The organism is Flintibacter sp. SJQ-8 (genome assembly GCF_054108085.1).
Genome location: NZ_JBPJWR010000008.1, coordinates 152,451 through 171,428 on the forward strand (window position 1 = coordinate 152,451; position 18,978 = coordinate 171,428).

Consider the following 18,978-nt stretch of genomic DNA (forward strand, 5'->3'; position numbering starts at 1 on the left):
GTATGGAAGCGTGGATCTTGGATCAAAATGCGACTTCCCTTGCGGTGCTGGACACCTTTCAGTCCTTTATATGGACGGACCGCTACCGCGGATACGGGGATTTCGAGATCTATATGCCGGCGGAGACCAGCGCCCTTTCCTATCTGAAGGAGGGAAACTATCTTGTCACCAAGGACTCCGACCGAATGATGATCATTGAGGACATTCAGGTGGATACCGACGCGGAAAACGGAAATCACCTGACCGTGACGGGCCGTTCGCTGGAATCTATCCTGTGCCGCAGAGTCATCTGGGGGTACAAGGTCCTGAATGGAAACTTTCAGGACGCGATCCGGACGCTTCTCAACGAGAACGTGATCGCACCGAGCAACAGCAAGCGCAAAATCCCGAATTTCGTATTCCGTGCCTCGACCGACACACGCATCACGGGTCTCACTGTTGACACACAGTTTCTCGGAGAAAACCTGTACGACGCCATCCTTTCACTCTGCGAGGAAAAAGAGATCGGCTTCCGCGTTCTGCCGGACGGCAGCGGCGGGTTTCTCTTCGAGCTGTATGTCGGCGAGGACCGTTCGTATGCTCAGAGCGACCATCCATGGGTCATTTTCTCACCGGATTTCGAGAACATCCTCTCCAGCAACTATCTGGAGTCCAGCAAAAACCTGCGGACAGTCTCTCTGGTCGGCGGCGAGGGTGAGGGAGCCGAGCGGGTGCTTTCCGAGGCAACGGACGACGATGGAGGCGGCACCGGTCTTTCCCGTCGGGAGATGTTTACGGACGCTGCCGGCGTGTCGAAGCTGCTGGAGTCCTCTTATGTGGACGACGAGGGCAACACGGTAGAGGCAACCTACATGACGGATGCCGAGTATGACGAGCAGCTCAAGCAGAAAGGCAAGGAGGAACTTGCCAAAAGCGAGAACAGTGTCACGAAATCCTTTGAGGGCGAGATCGACGGCAGCCGCCAATTCGTCTACAAAAAGGATTTCAACATCGGCGATGTGGTGCAGGTGGTCAACGAATACGGTCAGGAGGCTACCTCCCGCGTGACGGAAATCGTGATTTCTCAGGACGAGAACGGCGAGTCGCTGAACCCGACCTTCACATCTACGGAAAAGACCGACAATTAAGGAGGGTCCTATCGTATGGCATTTACTTACGGCTTCTTCAACTCCCTGAATGGGGACAGGAAGTATACAGCCGAACAACTTTCATCCATTTTTGACGGACTGATCACCGATGGCGTTTTCGACTCCATCGGCGATATTCTGGCCACAGTACCCGGCAGCGGGATGCAGGTCATTGTGAAGTCCGGCAAGGCATGGTTCAACCGCACATGGAGCTACAACGACGCTCCCATGCCGCTGACGATCCCCGCTGCGGACGTGACCTTAAAGCGGTACGACGCAGTCGTGCTGGAGGTGAATACCGAAACGGCTACCCGCGCCAACAGCATCAAGATCGTCAGCGGAAATCCCGGCTCAGATCCGTCCAAGCCGACGCTGACCAACACTGAAAAGGTGCATCAGCACGCACTGGCTTATATTCTGGTCAATGCGGGGGCGACTTCCATTAACGCCGGAAACATCGAGAATGTAATCGGCAAAACGGAATGCCCGTTCGTGACCGGTCTTCCCGGCCCGGCCGACATCAGTGATCTATTTGAGCAGTGGGAGTATGACTTCGACGTCTGGTTCGCCAATCTGAAAGCACAGCTTACGGACAATGTTGCCGCTAATTTGCAGGCGCAGATCGACGAGTTGAAGGAATCGGCATACAAGACCTATACCGGCACGACCCTGCCGGCGAGCAGCCTCGGAAGCAACGGAGATACTTATGTCCAAGTTCTCGGATAAAGAGTTCATTCTTCTGAACCGTGCGAAAGATCTTTATATTTACACCTCGGAGGCCGTAGGAAATGAAAAAGTCATCCCGCGGCGAAGAAGGTATCCAACGGGTCAGAGGCTTGAAACCATGGCGATGGAGATTCTTCAGAAGTGCCATCTTGCCAACACGACGGATCTTCACCGCGCATTCGAGGAGCGGCAGAGGCTGCAAACCGAAGTGATCGCGCTCTGTCTGACATTGGAGCAGCTTATCGACGCGCTGAAAGCGTCCAAAGCTTATCCCGGCATCAACCAGCATAAGGCGGACATCTGGATACAGCATTCGCTGGACGTCCGGTATCTGTGTGCGGCATGGCGTGACCGGGAACTGGAACGGCATCTACTGTGATATTCTCATGGGGATTGGCCTGTATCGTGCAGTCAACTGGTGGCTTCGCTCCCCGAACTCCAGCAACAACAACAACGCGTACTACGTGAACACTGATGGGAGCGTCAACAACAACAACGTATACAACGGCAACAACTGCGCTCGTCCCGCTCTGGCTGGCAAGTATGCCGAGATCCGGTAGCCCTTTTTAGGGTGAAGGCAAAGGTTCAAGCCAAAGGAGGCCAATTCCCGCCCGGTTTGAGGGCAAACACATCATGCCGACGCGCCTCGGCCCAAGAAAGGAAGCGGTGCTATCAGCGGCACGCAAGTGATGAAATACGAGGAGTTCAAAAGCACTCCCGTTTTATATGAAGCATACAAGAAGACCCGAAGAGGAAAACGGAGCAAAAAGGCAGAAGCCATTTTCGAGAGCAGCGAGACCGAAAATCTGAAGCGGATCGCACGGCAGATCGACAAGGGCTATCTTCCCGCCGGTCTGGACTCGTTCATGATCTACGAGCCGAAGGCAAGGACTATCAACGCTCCGGCGTTCCGCGACAAGATCGTACAGCGCGACCTGACAGACAACGTAATCTATCCGGCGCTGGTCAAGTCCATTCCGTTCAACGCCTTTGCCGCACAGACCGGAAAGGGGCAGCACTACGGCGTGGACATGATGGAAAAGCAGATGCGGCACTATTTTCTCAAACGAAAGGCCGCTGACGAGCAGCGTAGACGGGAACTCGGTCTGCCGTACCGCCCCATGGAGGAATGGGATTATTCGGACGGCTGGGTGGTCAAGGGCGATGTGCGGAAATGCTTTGAGTCGACCGACCAGGAAAAGCTGAAAGCTGCCGTTTACCCAAGACTGGGCGACGAGCGCTACTGCTATCTGCTGGGCAAGTACATCGAGCAGCTTGACAAGGGCCTGGCGCTGGGACATCAGACCAGCCATATCTGCGTTGTGTTCTATCTATCCAAGGTGCTTCATTTCATCAATCAGGATCTCGGCCATCCGGACTCCGGGATGTATATGGACGATTGGTATGCAATCGCTGAGACAAAAGAGGAGGCGGTGGCGCTGCTTGCCGCCGCAAGAGTGAAATTCGCAGAACTGGGCTATGAACTGAACGAGAAGACGGTAATCTTCCCGCTGCGGCACGGCATCGACTTCTGCGGTTTCCATGTCTATCTCACCCGAACCGGAAAAACGGTCCGCAAGCTGCGTAAATCCTCCAAGAAGCGCATGAAGCGGCGGATCAAGAAATGGGAACGGGACTACGCCGCCGGTCTTATCTCGAAAGAGAAGATCGAGCAGAGCTTTCAGTCCTGGTGCGCCCATGCAAAACACGGCGACACGCACCAGCTTATCCGCGAAATGCGGAAACGGTTGGATCGCGTCTATCAACAACCAGTAAAGGAGAATGGAAATGAGCAAAAAGATCAGCGCTCTTTCAGCAGGCAGCCTCGTCAAGCTCAACGAGAATGGGGTTGCCAAAAAGTACATCATGCTCGGCTATAACCACTACGGCAAGGCCGAGGTAACGCTGCTCCGCAAGGACGCCGTTGGCAACCGCGCCTACAACGCTTGCCAGAGCGGCTACAATGTGTACAACGGCAATTCCCTGGACTCTTTCTGTAACGAGCAGCATATCCAGTGCCTCGACCCGGTCATTCGGGCGTGCCTGGTCAATGTGCCTATCCCCACGACCGACGGCCATGTAAACGGAACTTGGAGCGCTACGGTCCGTAACCTAATGCGTAAGTGCTTTTCCCTGTCTGCGGCCGAGGTGGGCAACGGGGGTTCGGACGGAACGGCGTTTTCCTATCTGAGCACGCAGGCGAACCGCATCGCGTATCAGGACGAAACCACCACAGCAGTCTACTGGTGGCTTCGCTCCCCGTACTCCAGCGACAACGACCGCGCGTACTACGTGATCGCTGGTGGGAGCGTCAACAACAGCAGCGTATACTACGGCAGCTACTGCGCTCGTCCCGCTTTGGCTCTTTCATCTGAAATCTTGGTTTCGGATTCTGCGGACTCCAGCGGCTGCTACACCATTGCCAGCGCACCGGCGGGCGAGGAATACCAGAAGGTCAACGGCGTCTGGATGCGCATGTGCTAAGGGAGGAAGGCGACTATGAAAACGATCATCAAAATCGAATCTGAATGGAACAACGCCCATTGCAGTATCGCGGACGCCGAGGAGGTCCTGCCCGGCTGGGCGGAGCTGCCGGAGGCGCTGAAGAGCGTATGGGAGGAGCACGGCCCGTTCGTAGCCATCGTGGCGAATGAGGGCGTTATCACGAACATGGTGGCAACGGAGGAAATCCTCGGAAAGACGGTAGAGCAGGCTCAGACGGAGAAGCTGGCAGAGCTCAGCGCGAGCTGCAACGAGACCATCGTAAACGGCTGTGATGTGGCGCTCTCCTCCACCAGTGGGCATATCTCGCTGACCAACGAGGATCAGATCAACCTGACCAATGCGGCGGCCAGCATCGAAGCCGGCATGACGGAGTATCCGTACCATCTGGACGGACAGCTCTGCGCTATGTTCTCCGCCGCCGATATCCTGGTGATGGGCAAGGCTGCAACGAAGCACAAGCTATATCACACGACCTACTACAACCACCTTGCGGCATGGGTACGCCGATGCGAAACGGTGAAGGACGTAGAGGCCATTGCATACGGCAGCGAGCTTCCGGAGGACCTTGCGGCCAACATGGCGGCTATCCTTGCCGCAGCGCAGGCTGGCGAGGCGTAAGCGCCATGGGCTGGAGTCCGGGTGGTTCGCCGTCAAGGAAAATCGAGAACCGGAACGGAAGAGTGAGAAAGGCCGTTTTGAGTCTGCTTCTATGGAGCTGGACCGGAACGGTCTACTTCTTTCTGGAGATAATCTGGAAAACCGCGCACAGCAGACCGGAGAGCATCAGCTGGACCATGCTGGCGCTTGCCATCGTGTTGGCGGTTCCGCTGGAACGCTTCGGTGCGGAGCTACCATGGGAATGCCCGCTGTGGGCGCAAGGACTTATCTGCGGCACGGGTATCACGGCGGTGGAATTTGTGAGCGGACTGGTGCTGAACGTGTGGTTCAAAATGGGGGTCTGGGATTACTCCGGCCTCTGGGGGAATCTGCTGGGGCAGATCTGTCCGCAATTCTGGGCGCTGTGGTGCGCGCTTTCCGTTCCAGCCATCGTGCTTCTTGACTGGATGCGTTACGCCGTAGAGGGCGGCGATAAACCCTTCTACAAATTTTAAGAGGAGGTGCCGTATGGAGCCGTGGATTCAAATGGTCGTCACCATTGTCTGCTCCGTCATCGCATCATCCGGGTTTTGGGCTTTCGTCAATAAGCGGTCGGACAGCAGGGACGTGAAAACGGAAATGCTGGTCGGGCTTGCTCATGACCGGATCGTATATCTCGGCATGATGTACATTGACCGGGGCCACATCACCCAGGACGAGTACGAAAATCTTTACCAATATCTCTACAAGCCGTACGAAAAAATGGGTGGGAACGGCTCTGCAAAACGGATTATGAACGAGGTCAACAAGCTTCCTCTTCGTAAATCAGAATATAACGAAGTGGATGAGGACAAGGGCTGAAAAGTACCCCCCCCCCCACTTAACTTTGTTGTATTATACTATGCCGCTGTAAGCGGAAGAAAGGAAGGTCCATCCTTATGGCCAATCAGTACATCAACAAAGTAATCTACGGAGGCAAGACCCTAATCGACCTGTCCGGCGACACCGTGTCTGCGGACAAACTGCTCAAGGGTCTTACCGCACACGACAAATCTGGCGCTGTCATCACGGGTACCTGTACCTTTGACGTGGATTCCGGCGATGCGGATGTTGCCGTTGCGGAAATTCTGGAGGGCAAGATCGCCTACGCACGCGGAGCGAAGGTGACAGGCACGATGCCCAATAAGGGCGCTGTGACGGGCGTGATCGCGGCGGTTGCTGATTCGTTCACGATCCCGCTGGGTTATCACGATGGTTCCGGCTCGGTCGCCATCAAGGCGGAGGAACAGGCAAAGCTTGTCGCGGCCAACATTCGCGAGGGAGTGACGATCCTCGGCGTAGAGGGTACGATGTCGGGTTCCGAGAACATGAAGCCGCAGGCGAAGACGGTCACACCGTCCACCAGCACGGCTCAGCAGGTTCTGCCCGACGAGGGCTACAACTGTCTGTCGCAGGTGACAGTGAACAAGATTCCGTACACCGAGAGCGACAACGCTGCCGGCGGCAAGACCGTCACCATCGGTTAAGGAGGACGACTGAATGGGCTACAACAAGGTCGTCTACGGAGGCAAGGTCCTTGTGGATCTGACCTCTGATACTGTGGTGGCGTCGGCTTTGAAGAAAGGCTATACTGCTCACGATAAAAGCGGGGCTGTCATCACCGGGACGCTTGAGGAAGCGCAGATACTAACGGGTAAAACCGTCCCTGCGAGCAGCCTTGGGAATAACGGGGATATTTATGTCAAGACGATCTGAGCGGTAACCTTTCAGAAGGTAAAACGGGGTGATAAAAAGCGGCTGAGTGTAGATTACTTCTTGAGTATTCCTACATCCGGCCGCTTTTTGCCTTGATTTCTCTGGGTTTTTCGTTTCTATTATATACACACCAATCGCATGTGGTGGTGAAAGCAGCAATATCTGCAAAGTCTTTTGGAAATACAATTCTTCTTCCATTTGATGTTGGCTTAAGATAGTTCTCCATTATTTCTTTGAAATTCTTCAGATCATAATCCGTAGCGTTTTCCAAAGCTTTACAGACAATCAATTCTTCGTGCGTGAATTCTGTAAGTGTTTCTAAATGGTTTGCAAGAATTAGACCATAAATAACGCAAACCTTTGGGCATTCTGCATTTACGGTTTGTTTGAACAGATTGGCTACGATAATAGCCTTTTCCGGGCTGGAGTTTACATAGTTGTAAAGCTCGTTCAATCTTCTTTCGAGATTAAAGCCAGATGCAAGACCGTTCAGTAGATGGCCGAGTTTGAAGGTATTGTATTCAGATAGAAGATCATTTCCTATTCCGCCTACAATTCCCGCAACTGGGTTTACTACGCCCAACACACCAATAGAGCCAGAACGGATTATTTTGGTCATAGGATTGTCCATAACCCGGCTAAGCGCATTCCCAATATCAGTTAAATCATATTTCTGTGCCATTACATATTCCTCATTTCGTCCGTAATTTTGCTTCTTTCTTCAAAGCAGCCTGTCCCATCTCTTTTTCGTAATCACCTTTGGCATAGGCGACATTGCTCAGCGCTCGAAGCATTTTATCCTTTGCCAGCTTTTTCATAACCTCTGCAAGATCAGCGTCCAGAGTACCACGCTTCACATAGCGGTTTATGGTGTTCAGCCGTTTCTCATAAATCTGTTTCACCGGATGATCGTCCGCAAGCTCCCGTTGTTCTCTGCCTTTCAGGTTGCCGATCTGTCGGCAAGTGCGGTGCAGCTTGTCCCCCGGTGCATAGCCGCCGCAGTATTTGGTGTGCCTTGCGTTGGTGGTGAGGAACCACTTGCCGCAGATTTTGCATTTTTTCGGGGCATGACCAACACATAAGCCCTCAAAAAGATCAGACCGGAACATCCCTACAAAGGATACATAGTGCATCCGCTTGACCAGCTTCGCAACTTTTTCGCCGGGACGGATGACCGATATATACTGAACGGAATTATTCAAAGTAGACATCCAGGCATTGCCCTCCGTGATAGAGAACTCCGGCGGAAAATAGTCGCCGAACATTTTTGCAAAACCCTCTGCGGTGCGTTCTGCTTCATTGCCGTCTGATTTTTCTGCAAAATCAAGCATGGCCGTTTGGTATTCCCCAAGGGAGTATGCCAGATGCCCGAAAACTGCGGTATAGCGTTGGAGCATCATCGCATCGGCAAAGTTCTGGATTTCTTCAAATTGCAAAGAATTGGTTGCGGCTTTTATGGCAAACTCCACATATTTCAGCGCATTGTCCACAGTAAAGACTTTTTCAATCCGTTCTCTGTGCTTTGAGATATTCATATAGGAGAACGGCGGTGTTTGACTGAGAATATCAAGCATCGTCAGAGCAGCTTCCGTTGCAATAGGACAGAGTGCAGAAGCATCCTGTCCGGCGTTTAATATTCCAAGCAGCAGATTGATTTTCTCGCATTGCTCGTTCATCTTTGCGATGGTATCCGCAGGGACATTCAGCGCATCACAGGCAAGAGCGCCGACAGGAAGTGTTTTTCCCTCATATATGACCGTATCCTGCCAAAAATCCAATGTCATCAGTTCTTGGTTCATGCTTGCCCCTCCTGTCCTGTTTTTTCATTTTCTTAATTCTATCATGCTAATGTAAAGAAATCTACATCTATCCATAAGTTGTCCTGTTTTTTGAAACGGGGTTGTCCTCCGATTAGCCTGTTTTTTGAAAAATCCGGCATAACCATAGTAGAAGGAGCCAAACCCCTGCCAATCACGGCGGGTGTTTCGTGCTTTCTAAATACTATGAACGGAGGTTTTTCTATGACAATCTATGAAATCATCAAGGCGGCAATCAGCGTAAAGCAAGCCGCAAAACACTACGGGCTGAATGTCAACCGCAATGGTATGGCTTGCTGCCCGTTCCACAACGACAGGCATCCGAGCTTGAAGCTGAACGAGGATTATTTCTTCTGCTTCGGCTGCGGAGCCAAGGGGGATGTAATCGACCTTGTGGCAAGACTGTTCGATCTGAGCAGTTATGAAGCAGCGCAAAAGCTGGCTGCGGACTTCGGGCTTGACCCGAAACCGCCCACTGCCGCAGCTATGGTCAAGCCAAAGCGTCCCTATATCCGTCAGTTCCGGGAGAATGAAATGCTGTGTTTCCGGGTGCTGACGGATTATCTGCATCTGCTGGAAGATTGGAAAATACGATACGCACCCAAGACACCGGAAGATGCTCTGGATGACCGTTTTGTGGAAGCCTGCCAGATGCACTGCTATATCGAATATATGGCAGATGTGCTGACGGTGGGTGATCTGGAAGAACGGGTGGCATTGGTGGACAAGCTGATGCAGGACGACAAAATTGCTTTTCTGCAAGAGTATACCGCACGAAAGAAAAAGGAGGTGGCGCACCGTGGCGAAGAACCGGAAAACGCCTAATATGAATTTTCCTGTCTGGTTTGACGGGCAGAACATCAACGAAGCTCTGTTTTGTGAAGAATTTCTGCATGAGCGCAGAATCATCTTCGCAAACGGAGCTTTTTTCACGCCCGATGGTCGAGTGACGGATGACCTTCCTCTGCGTGGGGAGATTTACGACAAGCTGAAATTTTGTGCCGTGAACAACATCCCACGGAAGATCACCAACATTCTGGAAGTGCTGAAACTGGAAGCGCAGGTGTCTGACTTCCCTCCGGAGCAGGATCGCATCCATGTTGCCAACGGTACGCTGCTCTTGAACGGCACTTTCACCGAAGGCAGACCGGCTATCGTGCGAAGCCGTCTGCCTGTCGGCTATAATCCCGATGCTCCTGCACCGGTGATCTGGCTGAACTTTCTGGATGGGTTGCTTTACGCCGAGGACATTCCAACTTTGCAGGAGTTTATCGGCTATTGCCTGATTCCCTCCAACAAGGGGCAGCGCATGATGGTGATTAAAGGCAACGGTGGCGAGGGTAAATCTCAAATCGGTGCGGTGCTGTCCACCATCTTCGGCACGAATATGAAAGACGGCAGCATCGGGAAGATTTCTGAAAACCGTTTTGCCCGTGCCGATCTGGAACACATCCTGCTGTGCGTGGATGATGATATGCGGATGGAAGCTCTGCGTCAGACCAACTATGTAAAATCCATCGTGACTGCACAGGGCAAAATGGACTTGGAACGCAAGGGCAAGCAGAGTTATCAGGGCTGGATGTTTGCCCGGTTGCTGGCATTCAGCAATGGTGATCTGCAAGCCCTATATGATCGCAGCGATGGTTTTTACCGCAGACAGCTTGTGCTGACCACCAAAGAAAAGCCCATGGACAGAGCCGATGATCCTGACCTTGCAGAGAAGATGAAAGCTGAAGCCGAGGGTATCTTCCTGTGGGCATTTGAAGGCTTACAGCGGCTTGTTGCCAACAACTTTAAGTTTACGGAGAGTGACCGTATCCGGAAAAACCGGGAAGCGGTCAAGCGTGACAACAACAATATCTTTGATTTCATGGAGTCGGAGGGATACATCCGATTGAAAGCGGATGCTTCCATCAGCTCTAAGGATTTCTATGAAATCTACCGGATGTGGTGTGAGGAAAACTCCCTTGCACCGCTGAAAGCCCGTAGCTTCAGCGATGCCATGATTGCCAATGCCGGGAGATTCAATCTGGAGCATTGCAACAACATCACCAACTCTGCCGGACGGCGGGTGTGGGGCTTTATGGGCGTGGAAGCTGTGGCAAGACCTCATATAAATGGATTTTACGATGTTTCGCCGTGTACGTACGTACCGGAGGACTGGCGGGATTGATTTTGCCAGTCATGCTCTGTACGTATGTACGCAGCATTTACCCCTGTTTTCTTCCGTTATAGGAAACAGCAGCTTTCAAAGCTGACCTGTTTTCGGGCATTAAAAATCAATGGTAATGGAAACAGCAAAGTTTTTGACCGCAGGACGAAACTATTTCACGAAATCGTGCTTCTCTGAACCGTGTACCCTGTTCACGGAACAATGGGTGTTTTCACTGTTCCAGACCAAACCACACAAAACGGCAAAGTGGGATATGGTCATATATGGACAGGACATCACAAGCGAAATTCTGAACGGATTTCGGAGATTGCAGATTTTTCACTGTTCGGTGCATCCACTCCACCTTGGAGCGCAGAGGTTGCACCGACACATGAACTGAATTATGGAGGATTTTATCAATATGAATATACGCAACGAAATAAAGGCACAGATCATCCGTGCCGGGATGACCATGCAGGAAGTTGTTGACCTGCTCTCGGACGAGTACGGATGGAGCGACAGCGTTTCCAACCTGTCCGCAAAATTACAGCGGGAAAGTATACGATACAAGGAAGTATTGAAGCTTGCCGCTGTGCTTGGTTACGACATCGTATGGCAGAAAAGACGGGAGAAGTGATACCCCGGCAACAGCCCTCCGCATCTCCCGTCCCCATAGGCGCACCGCAGTGCTGCCCATGGACAGGCAGTGAAAGATACGGTTTTCGCTGCCATCGTCTGCAAGAAATGTTCCGCAGAACAGCTTCATGCAGACGGGCTGACCAAGGTAAAAGGCGCAGACATTTTGCCTTGGTCAGCAGAGGTCACCGCAGTGACCGCATTCCCCCTCGGGAGAGCCCTCGGAGAGCCCACGGCACTTTGTAGCCAGCATGGATGAAAGTGTAATAGTGGGTTATTACACTTTGAAAAAGTGCCGTTCCTCAGCCCTCCGCTGTCTGCAAATCTTAAAGAAAGGACAAAAATCTATGGCAAGAAATGATGGAATTGATCGTACCTTAGCCAGAAATCAGGACTTGGAAACTCCGGATGATGTGACAAAAGTACAGGAACACAATGAGCGTGAAAAAGACCGTTATTCCAATGTGGACATCGTGCCGGAACGTACTGCGCTGAATGTTCACTTCAAGTCTCCCACTGACGATTATGTAAAAATGTTTGAGCAGATGGAGCAGGACAAGATCATCTCCACCAGAGGGCTGAAACCGGATGCCGTCAAATATGGCGAGTTGGTTTTCGATGTGAACTCCGCTTATTTCTACAACCACGGCGGCTATGAGTTTGCAAAACAGTTTTATGCCGATGCCTATAAAGCCGCCGTGGAGATCGTGGGCGGTGAGCAGTATATCCTCTCCGCTGTAATGCATGCCGACGAGCGCAACCGGGCAATGTCGGAAGCTCTGGGTGAGGATGTGTACCACTATCACCTTCATGTGGTTTATATCCCGGTGGTGGAGAAACAAATCCTGTGGTCGAAGCGATGCAAGGATGAATCCCTCCGGGGAACGGTAAAGGAAACGATCACACAGGTCAGCCGCAGTAAGAAGTGGGAATCCAAACCCGTTCTTGATGAAAACGGAAATCCTATGTTGAACGCAAAAGGGAAAAAGATTTTGAAGTCGTCCTACAGTGTGCTGCAGGATGACTTTTTCAATTTCATGCGAAACGCTGGTTATACCGATGTAGAGCGTGGAGAATGTGGCAGCACCGAAGAACATCTGACGGTGACACAGTTCAAGGTACAGGCCGAACAGCAGCGTTTGGAAGCTGTGACCGGACAGGTGGCACAGGCCGAGCAGAGCTTAGCGGATGCCAAAGCTGCCACGGAGAAGCAGAAAAAGAAACTGGAAGCTCTGAAAAAGGAAACTCAGGCTGCTAAGTCTGTTGCTATGACTGCACATGAGATTGAGTCGATGGGCAAGAAAAATCCCATTACGGGAAATGTTACCATGACGGCGGATGAGTGCCGCACGCTAAAGGATTATGCGGTCAGCAGCTTTGCGGAAAAGTCTGAGAAGCTGAAATACAAGCAGAAATTCGAGCAGGCAGATAAAAACGCAAAGATATGGAAAGACCGTTTTGAAAAACTGAACAAAGACTATGAGGAGCTGAAACAAAAAGCCCAGCCTTTCCTGGATGCGATTGAGATTGCATCTGAAAAGGTCTGGGCTTTTATCAATGCCATCCTCGCCAGGGGAAAGGAACTGTATGAACACAAACACCCTGCCCGCAATCGTGGACAGGACATGGAAATTTAAGAAAGGAACTATTTGCCTATGAAGAAAACCGTAGATGAAATTAACAAGATGATTATGGAAGATGCCCCGATGGAAGAAATCAACGATGCCATCGGCTATATTGATATTTGCTCCTGCTTCGATCCGATTTTTGAGCCGCCTATTGATTTTCTGGAAGAATGCCGCAAGCGTTGGGAAGCGGCACAGTCCTCTTTCTGCAAAACCATTGAGTGCAAGATCGGAAACACATGGTATGTGATTGAAACGGAGTGTGATGGAAATGAGCCACTTACCGACAAGGTAAAACGGCTCATTTTTTCTGACAAGGGGGTGATTTGTTAATGACTGCGACACAAAAGCATGATATAATTCCAATATGCACAACGGTACTGTCGGCTGACCAACCACCGAAGGAGGATATTATGTTGGATCAGCAGAAAATTACCATTCTCTATTGCCGTCTGAGCAACGAGGATGCCCAGGAAGGCGAGAGTAACAGTATCGCAAATCAGAGAGAGTATTTAACCCGATATGCCCGTGACCACGGGTATACAAACCTGAAAATTCTGGTGGATGACGGTTATACGGGGACGAACTTCAATCGTCCCGGTGTGCAGGAAGGCTTTGAGCTTGTCAAGCAGGGGCTTGTGGGCTGCTGGCTGGTCAAAGACCTCAGCCGCTTTGGTCGTGACTATCTGACTGTTGGACAATATACGGATATTATCTTTCCGAGTTATGATGTCCGCTTTATCGCTATAAATGATGGCGTAGACAGCAACCGGGGAGACAGCGAGGGCTTCGCCGCAATCCGTAATCTGTTCAACGAGTGGTATCCCCGTGATACCAGCAAGAAAGTCCGTGTCAGTTTGCGGCAGAGAGGAACCAGTGGGAAGCACATGGGCAAACCGCCCTACGGATACCGCTGTGACCCGGAGGACAAGGATCACTGGATTCTGGATGAAGAAGCGGCTCCGGTAGTCAAGCTCATCTTCGACCTTTGCATTGACGGCAAAGGCCCGGAGCAGATTGCAAGGATTCTGGAAGAAAAGCAGATTATGACCGCAAAGGCACTCTATGCCAAGCGAAAGAAAAAGCCGATGCCGGAAAGACCGTACCACTGGGGCAACCAGTCCATTGCAGGGATTTTGGAACGGCAGGAGTACACAGGCTGTACCTGCAACTTCAAGACTTATTCCAAGTCCTACAAGCTGAAAAAGCGGATTCCCAATGAGCCGGAGAATATGTTTTATCTGCCGGACACACAGGAAGCGATTGTATCTCAGGCACAGTTTGACAGGGTGCAGGAACTGAGGAAAAACAAACGCCGCCCCGCAAAAGCGGAACGGCAGGGATTGTTCTCCGGGCTTCTGTTTTGTGCCGATTGCGGCGGCAAGCTCCACTTTGCCACAAGCAAAAGCTTTGAGGGCAAGCAGGATCACTACGTCTGCAACAACTACAAGAGCAACCGTGGTACTTGTACTGCCCACTATATCCGGGAAGATGTGCTTCGTGAAATCGTTCTGGAACGCATCCGGGCAGTCAATGAGTATATCCGAAGCGATGTGGACGGTTTTCAGGAGGAATGGCTGCAATGCCGCAGGACTGACCAGGAGCGCAGCATCCGGGATGACAAAAAGAAGCTGGAACAGGCAAAGAAACGCCTTGCCGATCTGGATGTCATCATCGCCCGGCTGTACGAGGACTATGTTCTTGGAAATCTCAATCAGGACAGATACAGAAAGATGTCTGCGGACTATGAAGCGGAGCAGGAACGGTTAAAGCTCGAAATTGAAGTTATCGAAGAATGGGTGGAACAGCGGGAAGAAATGAACGACGGTCTGGATGCCTTTATCGCCCTGACACAGAAATATGTGGATGTGGAGGAGCTGACACAGACCATCGTGAACGAGTATATCAAGAAAATCATCGTCTATGCCCCGGACAAATCCAGCGGCAAGCGCAAGCAGAAAGTGAAGATTTTCTTCAACTTCGTGGACGATGTAGATATTCCCGTTATTTCCGAGCCTATCATCACGCAAACAACCTATGAACACAGAAAAACGGCGTGACCTTCGGGTCACACCGTTCTCTGCGACAAAATAGTTACTTGTCACTATTAAGCCTTGGCTTTTGTGGATAATTTTTTGGGTTTGGGAGGACGGGGGAGACGGATTCCCACGTCGCTTCGCTCCTCGGAATGACAAGATCCGATGGCGTTTGTGTAACTTATTTTTTCGTGGCTACTAAAATGCGGATGCGGCCTCCGGCGGAGGCACCCTGGTTGTCGTACCAGCCCACCAGGGAGTAGTCCGTGCTGTTGACGGCGGACAGGGTGGTGGGGTAATAGCCCTGCTGGCCGCTGTCCCGCAGGAGGACCATCACGTCCTCGGCCAGGGCATATTTGCTGCTGCCCGCCGTGGCGGTGAGACTGGTGAGACCGGTGAGGTTCACCGAGGACAGCTGGCGCATCCCCTTCAGCGCGCCGTTGTCCGAGAAGGTCAGCCGGGCGCCGCCCACCTTGACGCTGTAGGTCTGCTGGCCGCTGACGGTGTGGCTCTGGCCATTCTGGAGGTAAGTATAGCTGCCGGAGAGGTTGTTGCCGTCAGTCTTGCTGGTGGCCTGGGTGACGAAGGCATAGGTATAGGTGTCCCCGGTGGCCTCGTCCAGGATGAGGCAGTCGATGCTGCCGCTGCTGTCCAGGGTGTAGAACAGCACGTCGTCATCGGTGAGGGAGTATCCCGCCAGGCGGGAGGGGTAGATGCGGGCATAGCCGCCGTCGCCGTCGGTGTCCAGGATCTCCACATTGTCGGCAAAGCTGTATCCGGCAAAGCGGGTGCCGGCGGAGTTCACCGTGCCGGACAGGCTGCGCCTGGAGATGGCGGACAGGGTCGTGCCCGACTGGGTGACGGCGACGGACACCAGCTTGCCCACCGACTGGGCCCCGCCGCTGTGATAGAAGGTGCGCACGGCACCGTCGCTGCAGGCCACCTGGGTCTGGGCCTGGGCGGAGGTGGTGGAGGAGCTGGAGGTGGACGAGGAGGAGGCCGCCTTGCTGCTGGCCACCACCACGCCATAGTAAGTGGTCTCGCTGTTCTGGGCGGAGACCACGTCCACGATGTCCCCGTCCATGCCCAACAGCACCGTGACCACGTCGCCCTGGCTGAACTGGCCCTGACTGGACAGCTTATAGCTGGCGGTGGAGCTGCCGATGGAATAGGTCACGCCCGCCACGGTGGCGGAGGTGGGGGCCGTTTTGCTGGGGGAGAGGTCGGTGAGGGTGCCGGTGGCCCGGTCGGTGTACACCCACACGGTGCGCAGGCCGGAGTTGTAGTAGTACACGTCATACTGCTTCACCTGGCTCTGGTCGGACAGAGCGCCGTCCACATAGACGGCGGTGGGGGTGAAGGGGAGGGTGAGCCCGCCGCCGTTGTCGGCCACATAGGGGCCCTTGGTGTCGGCGCTGACCACGGTGGCATAGTTCACCTCGTTATTTTTAATGGTGTAGCCCAGGGTGGTGCCGTAGACCGCCCCGGCTTTGGTCTCGGCCAGGAGGAGATTATAAAAGAGGGTGACGCAGTCCTGGCGGGTCAGGGTCTGGCCCTGTTTGGCGGTGACGTCGTCCAGCAGGCCCACAGCCCCCGCCTTGGACAGCTGGGCGGTGGGGAAGGACCCGGCCAGACTGGAGGAGTCGTAGCCCAGCAGGCGCAGCAGGGCGGTGCAGGCCTCCTCCAGGGTGATGGTGCGGCCGGGGCGGAAGGTGCCGTCGGTGTAGCCGGTCATCCAGTTCTGCTCCACGGCCAGGCGGATGTATTCGCTGGCCCAGTGGCTGCTCTTCACGTCCTTAAAGAGGGACACGCCATAGCCCGAGCCCACGGTGTCCTTATAGGAGGAGGCGGCGGTCATCATGGTGACGAACTCCGCCCGGGTGACGGCGGAGGACAGGTTCAGGTTGCCCTGGCTGTCCCCGGCCGTGATGCCCAGGGCACGCACCGTCTCCAGGGCGGTGGACTGGCTCACCGCCCCGGCGGGCAGGGTGAGCATGGATACCGCCAGGGCCGCAGCTAACAAGGCGGAAAGTTTTTTTCTCATGGGGAACTTCATCTCCTTAATCATAATGCAGCGCGTCGATGGGGTTGAGGGCGGCGGCTTTGCGGGCGGGGAGGTATCCGAAGAGGATGCCGATGCCCACGGAGATGCCGAAGGCCAGGGCCACCGCGCCGAAGGTGGGGGCCACGGTGAGGGCGGCGTCCATCACCTGGGTCACCACCCGGGTGGCCACGGCAGACAGCCCATAGCCCAGCAGGATTCCCACGACACCGCCCAGGGCGCTGGTCATGGCCGCCTCGATGACGAACTGCTGCATGATATACCGCTCCTTGGCCCCCAGGGATTTACGGATGCCGATCTCCCGGGTGCGCTCGGTGACGGAGACCAGCATGATGTTCATGATGCCGATGCCGCCCACCACCAGGCTGATGGCGGCGATGCCCGCTAGGACATAGACCAGGATGTTGATCATGCCCGTCATGGTGTCCAGCATCTCGGCCATGCTGGTGACGGTGTAATAGTCGTCGCTGGCGAAGACCTCATACAGGGCGGACTCTAAGGCGTTCACGCTCTCGTCCATGTGGTCCTCGTCCTGCATGGTGACGGTGTAGGCGTTGACGGACCCGGCCATGCGCTCGGCCACGGAGTAGGGCAGGAACAGGCAGTCGTCGGTGCCGCCCTCCTCTAAATCGTCGCTCTGCTGCTGGATCACTCCGACGACGGTGAGCGTCTGGCCCCGGACCCGGAGGGTCTGGCCCACGGCGCTGCCGCCGAAATAGGCCTGGTCCACATAGGCACCCACCACGCAGACCTTGCTGCGCATGGCGATGTCGCTGTATTGCAGGTCCCGGCCCTTGGAAATGTCGTAATGCTTGATGGTGAGGTAGTCCTCGCTGACACCGGTGGCCATGGTGCTGTCCGCCGTGTCAGAGCCGATCTTGACCAGGCCCGGCATGGTCACCGTGGGGGAGCACTTGTCTAAATACTGGCTGTTTTCCGAGACGATGCGGTACATGTCCTCCACGCTGAGGCTGCGGGTGGAGCCACGGGACTGGACGGTGACGGTGAGGGTGTCGGTGCCCAGGTCGGAGAAGCTGTCAGTGACATAGCCCTTTAAGCCGTTGCCCAGGCCCACGATGACGATGACAGCGGCCACGCCGATGATGATGCCCAGCATGGTCAGCAGGGTGCGGATCTTGCTGGAGACGATGTTCTTCACCGCCAGCTCCATGGATTCTAAAATGCTCATGCCCCCGCGCCCCCTTTCGCCGCCCCGGCGGCCCGGGGGGTGACCACCGCCTCCGGCGCGTCGGCGGGGCCGTCGTAGACCACGTGGCCGTCCTCCAGGCGGATGATGCGCTGGGCCTGGACGGCGATGGAGTTGTCGTGGGTGATGAGGACCACGGTGTTCCCCTCGGCGTGGACCTGCTGGAGCATGGCCAGCACCTCCCGCCCGGTGCGGGAATCCAATGCGCCGGTGGGCTCATCGGCCAGGATGACCGCCGGGTGACCCGCCAGGGCCCGGGCGATGGACACCCGCTGCTGCTGGCCGCCGGAGAGCTGGCTGGGCTTGTGCCGCCACTTCTCCCGCAGGCCCACCCGCTCCAGGGCGGCCAGGGCCCGCTCCCGCCGCTCCTTTTTGCCCACCCCGGCGTACATCAGGGGGACCTCTACATTTTCGGCCAGGTTCAGCTTGGGCAGCAGGTTATATTGCTGGAAGATGAAGCCCAGCAGCTCGTTTCGGATGTCGGCCAGCTCGTTTTTGTCCATCTGGCCCACGTCCCGCCCGTCCAGGAGATAGGTCCCCTCCGACGGCACGTCCAGGCAGCCGATGATGTTCATGCAGGTGGATTTGCCCGAGCCGGAGGAGCCGACGATGGCCACGAACTCCCCCTTATAGATGCGGAAGGAGATGTGGTCGGCGGCCACTACTGTCGTGTCGCCCATGTGATAGTATTTGCACACGTTCTGAAATTCGATGAGGGTCTCCAATGTTCCGC

22 protein-coding genes are annotated in these 18,978 nt (G+C 54.3%); 17 read left to right on the forward strand and 5 right to left on the reverse strand.

The annotated features are described in order from the left end of the window. Positions 1–2 precede the first annotated feature (2 nt). The 11 genes from ACSAMP_RS05610 to ACSAMP_RS05660 all read left to right on the forward strand — a co-directional run bounded on the left by ACSAMP_RS05610 (position 3) and on the right by ACSAMP_RS05660 (position 6,710). Positions 3–1,127 carry a siphovirus ReqiPepy6 Gp37-like family protein gene (locus ACSAMP_RS05610; protein WP_457799773.1) on the forward strand — a complete coding sequence of 375 codons (1,125 nt, stop codon included), beginning with the start codon at positions 3–5 and terminating at the stop codon, positions 1,125–1,127. 15 nt (positions 1,128–1,142) lie between these two features. Continuing rightward, entirely contained in the window at positions 1,143–1,853 is a 711-nt protein-coding gene (locus tag ACSAMP_RS05615; RefSeq protein WP_147562169.1) for a hypothetical protein, read from the forward strand. Next, positions 1,834–2,232, forward strand: a complete 399-nt coding sequence (locus ACSAMP_RS05620) for a four helix bundle protein (RefSeq protein ID WP_147562170.1) — start codon at positions 1,834–1,836, stop codon at positions 2,230–2,232. Before ACSAMP_RS05615 ends, ACSAMP_RS05620 begins: the two co-directional genes overlap by 20 nt. Beyond that, positions 2,201–2,413, forward strand: a complete 213-nt coding sequence (locus ACSAMP_RS05625; RefSeq protein ID WP_457799774.1) for a DUF6273 domain-containing protein — start codon at positions 2,201–2,203, stop codon at positions 2,411–2,413. The genes ACSAMP_RS05620 and ACSAMP_RS05625 overlap by 32 nt, the downstream gene beginning before the upstream one ends. A gap of 129 nt (positions 2,414–2,542) precedes the next feature. Further along, entirely contained in the window at positions 2,543–3,733 is a 1,191-nt protein-coding gene (locus ACSAMP_RS05630; RefSeq protein WP_347526604.1) for a reverse transcriptase, read from the forward strand. Then, positions 3,642–4,337 carry a DUF6273 domain-containing protein gene (locus tag ACSAMP_RS05635; RefSeq protein WP_457799775.1) on the forward strand — a complete coding sequence of 232 codons (696 nt, stop codon included), beginning with the start codon at positions 3,642–3,644 and terminating at the stop codon, positions 4,335–4,337. Before ACSAMP_RS05630 ends, ACSAMP_RS05635 begins: the two co-directional genes overlap by 92 nt. Before the next feature lie 15 nt (positions 4,338–4,352). Continuing rightward, positions 4,353–4,976 (forward strand): DUF4376 domain-containing protein, encoded by a 624-nt coding sequence (locus ACSAMP_RS05640; protein ID WP_457799776.1) that lies wholly within the window; start codon positions 4,353–4,355, stop codon positions 4,974–4,976. Positions 4,977–5,053: 77 nt separating this feature from the next. Continuing rightward, positions 5,054–5,470: a putative ABC transporter permease gene (locus ACSAMP_RS05645; protein ID WP_227109785.1), complete on the forward strand. Its 417-nt coding sequence runs from the start codon at positions 5,054–5,056 to the stop codon at positions 5,468–5,470. A gap of 13 nt (positions 5,471–5,483) precedes the next feature. Beyond that, a complete protein-coding gene (locus ACSAMP_RS05650) occupies positions 5,484–5,816 on the forward strand; it encodes a hypothetical protein (protein WP_457799777.1) in 333 nt (110 codons plus the stop codon). Between the two features lie 77 nt (positions 5,817–5,893). Continuing rightward, entirely contained in the window at positions 5,894–6,481 is a 588-nt protein-coding gene (locus ACSAMP_RS05655) for a hypothetical protein (protein WP_147562177.1), read from the forward strand. A 13-nt stretch (positions 6,482–6,494) separates the two neighbouring features. Further along, positions 6,495–6,710, forward strand: a complete 216-nt coding sequence (locus ACSAMP_RS05660) for a hypothetical protein (RefSeq protein WP_227109780.1) — start codon at positions 6,495–6,497, stop codon at positions 6,708–6,710. Positions 6,711–6,780: 70 nt separating this feature from the next. On the opposite strand, the gene ACSAMP_RS05665 is transcribed toward ACSAMP_RS05660, so the two are convergent. Beyond that, positions 6,781–7,392 (reverse strand): hypothetical protein, encoded by a 612-nt coding sequence (locus ACSAMP_RS05665; protein ID WP_457799778.1) that lies wholly within the window; start codon positions 7,390–7,392, stop codon positions 6,781–6,783. 10 nt (positions 7,393–7,402) lie between these two features. Continuing rightward, positions 7,403–8,509 (reverse strand): DUF6076 domain-containing protein, encoded by a 1,107-nt coding sequence (locus ACSAMP_RS05670; RefSeq protein ID WP_033121508.1) that lies wholly within the window; start codon positions 8,507–8,509, stop codon positions 7,403–7,405. Positions 8,510–8,731: 222 nt separating this feature from the next. Here ACSAMP_RS05670 and ACSAMP_RS05675 point away from each other — a divergent pair, with 222 nt between their 5' ends. The 6 genes from ACSAMP_RS05675 to ACSAMP_RS05700 all read left to right on the forward strand — a co-directional run bounded on the left by ACSAMP_RS05675 (position 8,732) and on the right by ACSAMP_RS05700 (position 15,000). Beyond that, positions 8,732–9,352 carry a CHC2 zinc finger domain-containing protein gene (locus ACSAMP_RS05675; RefSeq protein WP_033121509.1) on the forward strand — a complete coding sequence of 207 codons (621 nt, stop codon included), beginning with the start codon at positions 8,732–8,734 and terminating at the stop codon, positions 9,350–9,352. Position 9,353: 1 nt separating this feature from the next. After that, the gene (locus ACSAMP_RS05680; RefSeq protein WP_117347204.1) at positions 9,354–10,700 is read left to right on the forward strand and encodes a DNA primase family protein; all 1,347 of its coding nucleotides are present in this window, start codon (positions 9,354–9,356) and stop codon (positions 10,698–10,700) included. Between the two features lie 394 nt (positions 10,701–11,094). Further along, a complete protein-coding gene (locus tag ACSAMP_RS05685; RefSeq protein ID WP_457799844.1) occupies positions 11,095–11,316 on the forward strand; it encodes a type 2 periplasmic-binding domain-containing protein in 222 nt (73 codons plus the stop codon). A 346-nt stretch (positions 11,317–11,662) separates the two neighbouring features. Further along, positions 11,663–12,952: a plasmid recombination protein gene (locus tag ACSAMP_RS05690; protein WP_033121833.1), complete on the forward strand. Its 1,290-nt coding sequence runs from the start codon at positions 11,663–11,665 to the stop codon at positions 12,950–12,952. Between the two features lie 18 nt (positions 12,953–12,970). Continuing rightward, positions 12,971–13,273, forward strand: a complete 303-nt coding sequence (locus tag ACSAMP_RS05695; protein ID WP_033121834.1) for a hypothetical protein — start codon at positions 12,971–12,973, stop codon at positions 13,271–13,273. Further along, positions 13,273–15,000, forward strand: coding sequence for a recombinase family protein (locus tag ACSAMP_RS05700; protein WP_033121835.1), 1,728 nt, complete (start codon positions 13,273–13,275; stop codon positions 14,998–15,000). The genes ACSAMP_RS05695 and ACSAMP_RS05700 overlap by 1 nt, the downstream gene beginning before the upstream one ends. Positions 15,001–15,157: 157 nt before the next feature. Here the strand turns inward: ACSAMP_RS05700 and ACSAMP_RS05705 are convergent, their stop codons facing one another. Genes ACSAMP_RS05705 through ACSAMP_RS05715 form a run of 3 tightly spaced genes read right to left on the reverse strand, consistent with a single transcriptional unit; the run spans position 15,158 to position 18,970 of the window. After that, entirely contained in the window at positions 15,158–17,020 is a 1,863-nt protein-coding gene (locus ACSAMP_RS05705; RefSeq protein ID WP_457799779.1) for an S-layer homology domain-containing protein, read from the reverse strand. Between the two features lie 16 nt (positions 17,021–17,036). Continuing rightward, positions 17,037–18,227, reverse strand: a complete 1,191-nt coding sequence (locus ACSAMP_RS05710; RefSeq protein WP_457799780.1) for an ABC transporter permease — start codon at positions 18,225–18,227, stop codon at positions 17,037–17,039. Then, positions 18,224–18,970, reverse strand: coding sequence for an ABC transporter ATP-binding protein (locus ACSAMP_RS05715; protein WP_457799845.1), 747 nt, complete (start codon positions 18,968–18,970; stop codon positions 18,224–18,226). The genes ACSAMP_RS05710 and ACSAMP_RS05715 overlap by 4 nt, the downstream gene beginning before the upstream one ends. Positions 18,971–18,978 lie beyond the last annotated feature (8 nt).